Source organism: Clostridium sp. UBA7503 (genome assembly GCF_002477055.1).
Taxonomy (GTDB): Bacteria; Bacillota; Clostridia; order Clostridiales; family Clostridiaceae; genus Clostridium_J; species Clostridium_J sulfidigenes.
This window is the reverse complement of the sequence record NZ_DLNT01000053.1, coordinates 24,034-36,533: the sequence shown is the minus strand read 5'-3', so window position 1 is coordinate 36,533 and position 12,500 is coordinate 24,034. Positions and strand designations below refer to the sequence as shown.

10 protein-coding genes are annotated in these 12,500 nt (G+C 28.4%); 9 read left to right on the top strand and 1 reads right to left on the bottom strand.

Going from position 1 to position 12,500, the window contains the following annotated elements; all coding sequences use genetic code 11:
* Together B3630_RS15840 and B3630_RS15835 are read left to right on the top strand one after the other, a co-directional pair.
* A partial coding sequence (locus B3630_RS15840) for a lipid kinase (protein WP_346899845.1) occupies window positions 1-590 on the top strand: 590 nt, incomplete at its 5' end.
* A gap of 65 nt (window positions 591-655) precedes the next feature.
* Complete coding sequence (locus B3630_RS15835) at window positions 656-1,318, top strand: hypothetical protein (protein ID WP_346899843.1); 663 nt, start codon at window positions 656-658, stop codon at window positions 1,316-1,318.
* 81 nt (window positions 1,319-1,399) lie between these two features.
* Here the strand turns inward: B3630_RS15835 and B3630_RS15830 are convergent, their stop codons facing one another.
* On the bottom strand, window positions 1,400-3,331 hold the full coding sequence (locus B3630_RS15830; RefSeq protein WP_346899841.1) for a YgiQ family radical SAM protein: 1,932 nt from the start codon (window positions 3,329-3,331) through the stop codon (window positions 1,400-1,402).
* Window positions 3,332-3,818: 487 nt separating this feature from the next.
* On the opposite strand from B3630_RS15830, the gene B3630_RS15825 reads away from it, so the two are divergent.
* From B3630_RS15825 to B3630_RS15795, 7 genes are all read left to right on the top strand, one after another.
* Window positions 3,819-5,081, top strand: a complete 1,263-nt coding sequence (locus B3630_RS15825) for a magnesium transporter MgtE N-terminal domain-containing protein (RefSeq protein ID WP_346899839.1) — start codon at window positions 3,819-3,821, stop codon at window positions 5,079-5,081.
* 131 nt (window positions 5,082-5,212) lie between these two features.
* Window positions 5,213-6,562: a VanW family protein gene (locus B3630_RS15820; RefSeq protein WP_346899837.1), complete on the top strand. Its 1,350-nt coding sequence runs from the start codon at window positions 5,213-5,215 to the stop codon at window positions 6,560-6,562.
* Window positions 6,563-6,699: 137 nt separating this feature from the next.
* Complete coding sequence (locus B3630_RS15815; protein WP_346899835.1) at window positions 6,700-7,656, top strand: MoxR family ATPase; 957 nt, start codon at window positions 6,700-6,702, stop codon at window positions 7,654-7,656.
* Window positions 7,643-8,812, top strand: a complete 1,170-nt coding sequence (locus B3630_RS15810; protein WP_346899833.1) for a DUF58 domain-containing protein — start codon at window positions 7,643-7,645, stop codon at window positions 8,810-8,812. Before B3630_RS15815 ends, B3630_RS15810 begins: the two co-directional genes overlap by 14 nt.
* A 4-nt stretch (window positions 8,813-8,816) precedes the next feature.
* Window positions 8,817-11,222, top strand: a complete 2,406-nt coding sequence (locus B3630_RS15805) for a transglutaminase-like domain-containing protein (RefSeq protein WP_346899831.1) — start codon at window positions 8,817-8,819, stop codon at window positions 11,220-11,222.
* Window positions 11,222-12,043 carry a Cof-type HAD-IIB family hydrolase gene (locus tag B3630_RS15800; RefSeq protein ID WP_346899829.1) on the top strand — a complete coding sequence of 274 codons (822 nt, stop codon included), beginning with the start codon at window positions 11,222-11,224 and terminating at the stop codon, window positions 12,041-12,043. Before B3630_RS15805 ends, B3630_RS15800 begins: the two co-directional genes overlap by 1 nt.
* A 105-nt stretch (window positions 12,044-12,148) precedes the next feature.
* Window positions 12,149-12,500, top strand: a 352-nt coding sequence (locus tag B3630_RS15795) for a tRNA (cytidine(34)-2'-O)-methyltransferase (protein ID WP_346899827.1), incomplete at its 3' end; no start/stop codon positions are given.

The window sequence follows — 12,500 nt, the reverse complement described above, 5'->3', positions numbered from 1 at the left end:
TAGGAGTGCCTAATGATATATCTGCTGCTTGTAAGCAAATTTTAGATGGGAAAGTCAAGCGTTTTGATCTTGGTAGAATAAATGATAAATACTTTGTAAATGTGGCTAGTGCAGGATTATTTACAGATATATCTCAAAAAACTGATAATAGTCTTAAAAATACAATGGGAAAGTTAGCTTATTATGTAAAAGCTGCAGAAGAAGTTAAAAATCTAAAAAAAATAGATGTTAAGATTACTTCTCCAGTAGTAAATTTTGAAGGTAAAATATATACTATACTAGTATTTAATGGTCAAACAGCAGGAAATATTAAATTTGCAGATTACTCAGAAGCAGATGATGGATTATTAGATGTGGTTGTTATAAAAAAGGAAATTTTAAAAAATGCTTTTAACAATTTAATTATTATGATGAGAAAAGGTCAAGTTGCTGATATGGATGGAATACTTTATTTCAAATGTAAAGAACTAACTATAGAGTGTAATGAGAATATAGTTACAGATATTGATGGAGAAAAAGGTCCTGATTTTCCACTTGAAATCACATGTGAACGTAGATCTATTAAAATAATAGGATATAAAGAGGAGTAATGTTTTCATAAAACATATAAAAAAGTAATATATATAAATATAATTATTATTTTGGAGTGTGGATTTTGAATATTTATATATATTTGTTTTTAATTTTAGCAATGATATTTTTAAGTTATGAGTCTGTAGCCTCAAGCATAAGGTATTGCCCTGTTAAAATAAAAGAAGTACTTACCATATCTTTTATCCTGATTATATTAAGAATAGTTAGCTTACTAGTGCTTCTTCTAGCAGACAACATGAAAAGTGTATACTTAATGAAGAATTTAGTGTTTTTAAACATTATATATATTCCTATAATTATATATACTTGTTTATATGTTTTTTATAGAAATACAAGGATGGATATAAAATGGTTTTATGGAATTTTTATTATAGGCATAGTTATTTATTTGATATGTATGTTTAAAGTGCCTATGGAGTATTATATATCATTATCCTATGGTTATAATGTTATTCTAAGTAATCTGTTACCATATAAAATATTATTGTGTATTAATGGATTATCGTTTTTTATGGGGGTAAAAAGCTTTAGGTATAAGCATAGTGTAAAGTGGGGGGCAGCATTAATTGGTATAGCTTCTCTAGTATTTGTAGGAACCACTGCAATAACATTACAAAGCAGTGAAAATATAGGTTATTTGCTAATCGGTGATTTATCATGGATGATTGTACTTTATGGAAGCATTAGAACTTTTAAACAGAGAATAGTAAAAGGCATAAGATAGATATAAAATAAAAGGCTATTTGAGATTTATGTTTAATTAAAATCTTAAATAGCCTTTATCAGTTAGATGAATGATAATAAGTTATTTTCTATAAGAAGTTTTCTTAACTCTTTTATTTGGGGTAGTATTTTTAGATGATTTTTTTAAATTAGTGTTGTTTACATTACTTTTTTCCTTATTATTAGGAGTTTGAGAAGACTTTCTTTTTATAATAGGATTAGTTGGAATTAGACAATTCTTACCGTTACCTATTAAATCTTCTCTATGACAACTAGTTAAAGCTGATTTAACTAGATTGTGATTTTCAGGGTTCCCAAATTGTAAAAGAGCTCTTTGCATATTTTTTTCCTTTTGACTTTTGGTTACATAAACTTTTTTATTAGTAAAAGGATTTATACCAGTATAATATATGGTAGTTGATAAACTACCTGGTGTAGGATAAAAGTCTTGAACTTGTTCTGGCATATGTCCCATGGATTTTATATATTGTCCTAGCTCTATGGCAGCATTTAAATCACTACCAGGGTGACTAGACATAAGATAGGGTACCACAAACTGTTTCTTTCCTAATTTTTTATTAATGGCATGATATTTTGTTATAAACCTTTCGTAAACATCTTTAGAAGGTTTACCCATTTCACAAAGTACCTTATCACTTATATGTTCAGGAGCTACTTTTAGTTGACCACTTATATGGTGTTCACATAGTTCATTAAAAAATTTTGGATTTTTATCGTATATTAGGTAATCATATCTGATACCAGAACGAATAAAAACTTTTTTTACCTTAGGTAAGGTTCTAACTTTTTTTAGAAGACTTAAATATTCAGTATGATCTACTATTAAGTTTTTACAAGGGGTAGGAAACATACACTGCCTATCCTTACAAACTCCATGTTCTATTTGTTTTTTACAAGCCCTCTGTCTAAAATTAGCTGTTGGACCACCAATATCATGTATATATCCTTTAAAGTCTTTATCCTCCGTTAAAAGTTTAGCTTCCGATACTATAGAATCTTGACTCCTATTTTGAATAACTCTACCTTGATGATAAGTTAGAGCACAAAAGGAACAGCTTCCATAACAACCTCTATGACTAGTTATAGAAAACTTAACTTCTTTAAGAGCAGGTATACCACCAGCTTCTTCATAAATAGGATGATAAGTTCTAGTATAGGGTAAATTATAAACCCTATCCATTTCCCTAGTACTTAAAGGTTTTTGAGGTGGATTCTGAACTACAAATCTATCACCATAAGGCTCTACTAAGGGCTTACCCCATACGGAGTCTTGTTCTCTAGAAGAAAGAAAATAGCTATTAGCATAAGCTTTTTTATCAGAAGTAATTTCGTCAAATGAAGGCAACAATATATAGTCTTTAATTTTATCTAATTTATTGGTCACGTAGGAAGTTCCCCTAACTGAAGTAATATGATTAATTGGTTTTCCATATCTTAATAAATTGGCAATTTCAACTATAGGTTTTTCACCCATACCATATATTAAAAGATCGGCCTTGGAATCAAGAATTATACTTTTTCTAATTTTATCATCCCAATAGTCATAGTGGGCAAATCTTCTAAGACTAGTTTCTATACCACCAATAATTATAGGTGTATCTTTATATGCTTCTCTAGCTCTGTTTGAATATACTATAACAGCTCTATTTGGTCTAAAACCACCCTTACCGCCAGGAGAATAAAGATCATCATGTCTTTTCTTTTTAGCAACAGTATAGTGGTTTACCATAGAATCTATATTTCCGGAGTTTATAAGAAAGCCATATTTAGGTTCACCAAGTTTTTTAAAGTCTTCACAAGAGTCCCAACTAGGTTGAGCTATAATTCCCACAGAAAAACCTTCGCTTTCCAAAAGTCTTCCAATTATAGCAGTTCCGAAGGATGGATGATCTATATATGCATCTCCAGTTATTATTATAAAATCAAGTTGAGAAATATGATTTTTTTTCATATCTTCTCTAGAAATAGGTAAAAATTGTGTATTACTTTTCATAGGTTTTCTTATATAAACTTACGTGGAGTAATTAAATTCTTAAGGAGAATACTAATGACAATATTAATTTCAATAATATCAGCAAGTTTATAATAAGATACCTCCTTTCTTGCACTAATTTGTACATTAAACTATATTATCATAATAAGAGACAAATATGAATAGGACTATTATAGGAAAATTTTATATAAAAGTTAGATTGACTTAGAATAAGATAGTAAATTGAATAAAAATAGAGAAAAGTCATGATATTAAATAAATATGAAGAAATTCAACCAAATTTGAATAATATAGTTACAAAATTAAATATGTAGACTATAATAAGTAATATAAATATATTTAATCAGGTGGTGAGAAATTAATGGACGGTGGGCCTTTGTTGTGTAAGGACTGTGATGACATTTATAAATTGAATAGAAATAGAGGAGTACTGTTTATTAAGTTATAGACACTTATATACATATTCCTCTATTGAAGGAGGAATAACATGGATAGACTATTAGAATTTTATCTAAGTAGTATTTTAAACAGATGGGTTTATGATGAATTAAATTATTGTATAGGAAAGTTAGAAGATATTTATGTAACTACAGATTATGGATATCCAAGGGCTATTGGATACAAGATTAAAAATGGAAGAGAAATTGAAAACTTTGAATTTAGAAATATTGATGTGTATAAAGAAAATGGTAAATTCATTATAAAGGTTGTACAAGTTAAAGATATAATTCCAAGGAAATATTCATATCTTTTATCTCAACATTTGCTAGATAAAGATATAGTAGATGTAAATGGTAAAAAAATAGTTAGAGTTGTTGATTTGAAAATGGTTAAAAGAAATGGATATTTAACTGTGATTGGAGTAGAGTCGGGTACTTTAGCAATTGCTAGAAAAATGAAAATAGAGAATCCGATAAAGCATGTATATGCTTTATTTAATAAAGAACCAAAAGAAAATCTAATAAGCTGGGAGAGTGTTCAATCTTTAGAGATGGTAGATTCTTCTTTAAAACTAACAACTCCATACAATAAGTTAAGTAAGTTACATCCAGCTGATATTGCTAAAATTCTTGAAGATTTATCATTAGAAGACAGAGTTAAAGTCATAGATGGACTAGATATAGATTTAGCTTCGGATACCTTAGAAGAAGTTGACCATGATATGGTAAAGGATATTTTAAAAAATTTGAGTGAAGATAAGGCTAGAGAAATATTGGATATTATGCCCAATGATGAAATTGCTAATATGCTAGATGATATGGACGAAGAAACTACCAATCGTGTATTAGTGAATTTAGATGATGATGATGAAAATGAAATTAGAGATCTTATGAAATATGAGGATGAAGTAGTTGGTAATATAATGAATACTGATTTTATATCCTTTAACATAGATATAACTGTAAAAGAGACAATTAATATACTAAAAGAACTTAGACCAGATGAAGAAATAGCCCATTATATATATATTGTTGACAAAGAAGAAAGGCTACAAGGAACTGTTCCTCTAATTGATTTAGTCATATCTGATTCAGATGCTAAACTAAAGTCGATGATGAATACACAACCATTTAAAGTGGTGGACACAGATGAAATCGATATTGCTATAGCTATAGCTGTAAAGTATGACCTATACTCTGTACCCGTTGTGGATGAAGAAGATAGGCTATGTGGGATTGCGGTGATGGGAGATATTATAGATGAAATCTTGTCTCCAAGCTGGAAGCGAAGAATAAAAAGAATGTCATAGTACAATATAATATATCTTAAATAGGCACTTGGATTAAGGATTTAATCTAAGTGCCTATTTTTGAAAATTTATAACTACATATTATAATGACTTACTTAGATTCATATATTTTATATATGGAGGTGAATAGTTTGGAAAAAAAATTTAAGGGAATAGTATTCGTAATACTAACAATATTGCTTATTGTTGGTTCTTTCATATTAATAAAGGTACAAACTATTATTAAAAATCATGAAAATCTTATATATAAAGGAATTAGTATTAATAAAATAGATGTTTCACTTTTAAGTAAAGAAGAGGCTATTTTAAAAGTAGATAAAGATATAACAGATATAAATGTAAATAGAAATGTAAAAGTTCAAATTGATGAAAAGAGTTATGAAATATCTTTTAGTGAACTAGGTGTTAGTGAGAATGTAGAAGAGGTTGTTGATATGGCATTACTTTGGGGAAAGGAAGGTGGTTTTATAAGTAAATATAAAAATATTAAGAAAGGTATAGACCAGGAGTTTTATACAGAAACAAGTCTAAAGGCTGATAGTTTTTACAAGTTTCTAAAGATTATAGAAAAAGAACAAAATAAGTCACCAGTAAATGCAACAGTAGATCATGATTGGAGTGGATTTCTTATAACGCCTCATGAAATAGGTAGAAATATAAATGGAGATGAATTAAATAAAAGTATTATAGAAGCTATAGATAATAGTGTGGATGATGGTGATATTATTGTAAATGCGGATTTTAATAAGGTGTTTCCTAAGATTATGGAAGATGACTTAAAAAGTATAAATACTAAGATATCATCCTATACAACTAGTTTTATAAATTCTAGTTTTGGAAGGTGTAGGAATATTGAAATGGCAGCTAAGTATATAGATAATACGATAATTATGCCAGGAGATGAATTTAGTTTCAATAAGGTTGTAGGAGCAACAACCCCAGGAAAAGGTTTTGAATATGCAAAGGTAATTAAAAACGGAACTTTTATAGATGAGATTGGAGGAGGGGTATGTCAAGTTTCTTCAACTTTGTATAATGCCGTACTAAAAAGTAATTTATATATAACGGAAAGGAAAAATCATAGTAAGATAATATCATATGTCCCAATGGGACAGGATGCCATGATAGCTTATGGGGCTTCAGATTTTAAGTTTAAAAATAATTATAGCTATCCTATTTTACTTGAAGTTATTGTCAAAAATAAAGAGATAACTTTTAATATATTTTCTAATGAAGAAGAACGGAATCCCCACTATGAAATAAGAAGTGAAATTGCAAAGGAAATAAAGCCTAAAAAAGAAATTATTTATGATTATAGCTTAGAAGAGGGCAAAATAGTTATGGAAAAAAGCGGTGCAAATGGGTATATAGTAAATACCTATAGAATTAGATATGAAAATAGTGAAATAGTAGAAAAGATTTTAGTTGGTGAAAGTATATATGCCAGTAAAAATACTGTTGTTAGAATAGGAAAAGATTAAAATTATTACCCAGATATAGACACAGAATGTCTATATCTGGGTAAATTTTTTAAGAAATTCAAAAAATTAAAAGGTTTTTTTGGCGATGTTACCGAAATAGTAAGAATAAAATAATGGACAAAATTGGGAGGATTAAAATGAGAAACAATGTAGAACTTATTGAAAATATTGTTACTAATATAGAAAAAGTTATAGTTGGAAAACAAAAGGAGATTTATGATATCATGAAAGGTATGATTTCAGGAGGTCATATTTTAATAGAAGACGTACCAGGAGTTGGAAAGACAACTTTGATAAAAGCCATAAAAGAAAGTTTGAGCTTAACATATAGTAGAATTCAATTTACACCTGACTTACTTCCGTCAGATATTACTGGTATCTCAATTTACAATGCTGGTACAGGGAAATTCACTTTTAATAAGGGACCTATATTTTCAAATATAGTGTTAGCTGATGAGATCAATAGAACATCACCAAAAACGCAGTCTGCACTATTAGAAGTCATGGAAGAAATGCAAGTTTCAGAAGGAGGCATAACTTATGAGGTAGAGAAGCCGTTTTTTATAATGGCTACAGAAAATCCTATCGAATATGAGGGAACTTTTTCTTTACCAGAGGCTCAACTGGATAGATTTATGATAAAAGTACATCTTGGTTATCCAAGCAAAATGGATGAAGCTTATATTTTAAATTTGTATAGACAAGAAAATCCATTAGATGAATTAATGCCAGTGGCTTCAAAAGAAGATATAATAAATATTCAAAAACAGGTTAAGGAGATAAAGGTTAATGATGAGATTAACAAGTATATAGTAAATATTATTGATGCCACAAGAAACCATAAAGAGATAGTATTAGGTGGAAGTACGAGAGCTTCATTAGCATTACTTAGGGTTGCACAGGCTACAGCCTTAATAAAGAATAGAAATTATGTAATACCAGAAGATGTTAAAGAAAATGTCAAGTTAGTTCTTTCGCATAGGATAATATTAACCAATGGATCCATTGCCAGGGGAATAAAGGCTGAGAATATTTTAGAAGAAATTTTAAATGTGGTAATAGCTCCAAAGGTGAGAGTATATGTTGAAGATTAAAAAGTCCTATTTTATATTAACTATTTTGTCTTGTATATTTGCTCTGTTTTCAGGAGGGAATTTACCCTATTCTATTTTTTATTGTCTTCTCTTAGTGATAGTCATTACAAGTATGTATATTTATTTTGTAAGTAAAAATTTAAATATTGATGTAGCTAGTGATAAAAAGGAAATAATTGCTGGTGAAAATAATAATATTATTATAAAGGTATACAATGATTCAATATTTCCAATTTCATATATGGAAATCGAAAATTCTCTTTTAAAAAGGATTATGAATAAATATAGAGGCGATATTATTTCTATAAAAATAAATGGTAATAAATTCATAAAGAAAGATATAAAAATACCAATTAGAGGTGACTATAGATTAGGTAGCACAACGAGTATAGTTAGTGATATATTTGGAGTTTTTACTTGGAAAAATTCCTATAGCCATAAAGAAACTATAAAGGTATATCCTAGCATATACCCTTTGAAGAGCATTAAAATTAAAGGAGCTAATTTAAGAGAGTTTAATACTAAAACAATAATGCAGGAGCTAAACAAAGGACCGGAAAGTTTAGAAACTATCAAAAATATTAGAGAATATAGAATTGGAGATAGTTATAGAAGAGTAAACTGGAAGGTTACTGCAAAACATGGAAAATTATTTGTAAAGGAATATGAAAGTAGTGAAAGCCCTCGTATACATGTGTTTTTAGACTTAAGAAAAGATCCTTTTAGTATGGATAAAGATGGAGTAAGAGAGGAAGAACTTGTAGAGTTTTTCTTATCTCTAATAAAATATATGCAAGAGAAAAGCGCTAATTCACAAGCTATAATTATAGGAGAAAATACTGAAGTTTTTAATATTAGCAATAAGGAGCATTTAGAAGGGTTAAAAACTCATATGGTAAGTAAGTACAGTGAGGGAAGAGGTAAGTTTCCTCTTTTTATGAAGAAGTTTATGTATAATGTGAATAAGAAAAGTGCTGTTGTCATAGTAACCTATGATATGAGTAAAGAAAATATAGATTACTTTGTAAATTTATCTACAGAGGGATATGAAGTTACATTATTTTATTTAGATAAAATACCTAAGGTTAGTGATGATGCTATTTCACATATGTTAAATAAAGGTATAAATTGTTATAGCATAGAAGAAATAAGGTGATGCCATGAGAGTGATTGAAGAAAAAATATTAAAATCTTTTTTAGTTATTATAAATTTTACAATAGTAATAAAGCTTATAGTAGATTGTTTTAAAATAGAGGAATTAAATTTTGTATTCTTAATTTTACTATTTGCCATGGGTATACTAATTTACCTGTTTTTTTCTAAAGTACTTAATAGTATAAGAAAAAAAATAATATTTTTTATTATTGTTTTTATTTTATTAGGGATAATTATTTATAAAACTTCTGGAATATTTGTATTGAAGGAGATTGAAGTAATATCACTTAATTTAAAAAATATAAATAATGCAGCCCTCAAGGCTAAAAATATTAACTTTGAGGAGTTTATTCATATATTTTCAATAGGAATTCCTTTACTTATAGCTGTGCTTATATATATAACTCAGAAATTCATATATACTCCTTTGTTTTTTTCAATAGGTGTTTTTGTGATTTTCTGGTATCAAATATTTTATAAAAATGTTATTCCTAACATTCCATATTTTTTAGCAGCTGTTATTATAACACTAGGAACAGGAGAATATATTAAAAAGTGCAGGGAATATAGAGGAAGAGAAGTTAAAATAGATATTAATATAACATACATGATTACGTTAATACTAATACTTGCTTTACTAGTTCCTGGATTAGTATTTATGCTACCACAGGAATACAAAGGGAAAACTGTAGACAGTGTTACTACTTTTTTTAAAAATGAGTTTGCAAGAAAAAAAGAAAAGGAAAAAAATCCTTCTTTAGAAGCTTTGAAGGGAAGCTTTTCAATGAAACAAAGTGGGTATAGTGACTCATCTACAATTTTAGGAGGATCAATAGCATTAAATCGTAGAGAGGTGTTTAAAGTAATATCAGATAAGCCTTTTTATTTAAGAGGAAAGGCTATGGATTATTATACAGGAAGATCATGGATAAAATCTGAGGATGAAGTAATGAGAAAGGTTGAGATTAATGAAGCTTCCAATATGCCTATGTATAAACTTATACAACCTACAAAAGATGAAAGTTTTCAGGCTCAAGAAAAAACAATAACTATAATTCCAGGAAAAAACTTTAAAACTACTTCTTATTTTACCCCTAATAATAGTAATAAAATTATTAATGATAGTAAGGAGCTGTTTGTCGATTTAATTCCTGTATTTATGAGTGATATGGAGATAACAGAACCCTACAAGGTTAGTTATATATCTTATGGTGATTTTGATAATTATCTTGAAGGGATTCAAAATTCTATGTATAAAAAAACTCCATTGAATGAAAATTATATAATGCCTCAAAGGGAGTTTGGAGTCGATGATTATTCTTATAGAGAGAATTTAATGTCATCAATAGGCACGTCTAAAGGTATGGAGTATGTAAATAAAGAAAGTTCCTTTTTAAATAATTTTATGCTACATTACATGAATTATCTTCAGCTTGATGCTCCGATTAATGATGAAGTATATAAAATAGTCGATAATATATTAATCAGTGAAGCACAAGCAAAAGAAAAGACTGTGGAGGAACTAACCACTCACGAAAAAGCCTTAGCTATAAGAAGTTATTTGATGAAAAATTATAAATATGTTACTAATGTTGGAGATAATGATGAATATAACGATTTTGTAAGCAATTTTATACTGTTAGATAAGAAAGGATATTGCACTTATTTTGCGTCTGCAACAGTAATGATGTGTAGAATTGCTGGTGTTCCAGCTAGATATGTAGAAGGATTTAAGATGTCAGATGATAAAGGAGAGGATGGTAGCTATAAGGTAACTAACGCTGACGCTCATGCATGGGCAGAAATACTTATAAACCCTTATAGGAATCAATGGGCCATAGTAGACTCAGCACCAACTCCTACTGAACATGAAGAAGCTCAAGAAGAAATTGAATTAGAAAATACACCAACGGAAAATAATCCAAACAATGAAGCTAAGAATAATAAAATTAATAAAAATCAACCAGGATTTAATGAAGATGAAGGCGAAATGGGAGAAGATGATAAATTTAATAGATATATAGGAATATATGTAACTACAGGAGCATTAGCTGTAATGATAGCTATATTTGCTGGACTGTATGATATTAATAAGGTGAGAATAGTTAATAATAAAAGCATGGTACCTTTATATAATTATTATTTAAAAAGACTAAGAACTCAAGGTATAGTAAAAAATAAAAGTAGTGGAGACCTAGAATTTGTAGATTCCATAAGGGATAGAGAACTACAAAATAGATTAAGAGATATTGTAAATTTGGTCTATGATGAGTTTTATGGAGAAATATTATCAAGTACCTTTGAAAAAAAAGAATATTTCATGTATATTGAGAATTATATTAAGGAAAGAGAAAGATGGTATAAATACATTATTAATAAGTATTTTGTATTTAATCTATGGAGGGACTAATGAAATATAAATTAATTTGTGTTGATATGGATGGCACATTATTAAATAGTAAAAAGAAAATATCTGAAAGAAATTTAAATGCAATCAATGAAGCTCATAATAAAGGAGTTAAATTTGTAGTTGCCACAGGAAGAATATTTGTGTCAGCCAATTATTATGGGGATATAATAGGGCTAAAAACCCCTATTATAGCTTCAAATGGAGCTTATATTAGAGAAAAAGATTTAGATAAAGCTATATATGAAGAGTATCTAAATAAAGAAGAGTGTAGAGTCATTTTAAAATTATTAAAAAAGTATGATATTATGCCTCAATTTTATAGTACTGATACAATATATACAGAAGAGATAAAGCACTCAGCATTAATATATAGCAAAGCAAATGCAACCTTACCTAGGAATAGACAGGTAGTCATAAGAATTATAAATGAATGGGAAAAGTTATTTGAAGAAAATGGAAATATAATTAAGGTTATGGTAGTACATGAGGATAAAGAGAAAGTTATAGCTGCAAAGGAAGAATTTTTAAGTCTAAAAAGCTTTGAAGTAGTAAGTTCTATGGAGAGTAGCTTTGAGATTATGAAAAATGGGACATCCAAGGGAGAAGCAGTAAAGAAAATATGCCAGTATTATGGAATTCATAGAGAGGAAGTAATTTGTATGGGAGATAATGAAAATGACATTTCTATGATTAAATTTGCTGGGGTAGGTGTAGCTATGGAAAATGCTGAAGAATTTGTAAAAAAACAAGCAGATTACGTTACTCTTAGTAATGAAGATGATGGAGTTGCTCATGTCATTGAAGAGTTTATATTAAAATAGAATGTTAAACAAAGTTTTTAAAGTTATAAACTTTACATAGAAATAGAAATGAAGTATTATATCTTTATCAAGCCTGAACAGGCTTATTTTTAGGAGGACGTAATAGTGAACTTAAACATAGTATTATTTCAACCAGAAATTCCTCAAAATACTGGGAATATAGGGAGAACTTGTGTACTTACTAACTGTAAGCTGCATTTAATAAAACCTTTAGGATTTAGCTTAGACGAAAAAGCAGTAAGAAGGGCTGGACTTGATTATTGGCCACAGCTAGAGTTAGAAATTCATGAAAGTTATGAAGCTTTAAGGGAAAAATATAAGAATGGAACATTTTATTTTTGTACTACTAAAGGAACTAAATATTATAATGATCCCAATTTTAAAGAAGGTGATTTTTTAGTTTTTGGTAGAGAATCTAAAGGATTGCCTGATTATATAAGAGAAGAAAATAAAGATA

Coding starts and splice junctions, on each gene's coding strand:
- B3630_RS15810 (WP_346899833.1), top strand. CDS start 7,643: ATGTTGAAGATTAAAAAGTCCTATTTTATATTAACTATTTTGTCTTGT.
- B3630_RS15800 (WP_346899829.1), top strand. CDS start 11,222: ATGAAATATAAATTAATTTGTGTTGATATGGATGGCACATTATTAAAT.
- B3630_RS15825 (WP_346899839.1), top strand. CDS start 3,819: ATGGATAGACTATTAGAATTTTATCTAAGTAGTATTTTAAACAGATGG.
- B3630_RS15830 (WP_346899841.1), bottom strand. CDS start 3,331: ATGAAAAGTAATACACAATTTTTACCTATTTCTAGAGAAGATATGAAA.
- B3630_RS15805 (WP_346899831.1), top strand. CDS start 8,817: ATGAGAGTGATTGAAGAAAAAATATTAAAATCTTTTTTAGTTATTATA.
- B3630_RS15815 (WP_346899835.1), top strand. CDS start 6,700: ATGAGAAACAATGTAGAACTTATTGAAAATATTGTTACTAATATAGAA.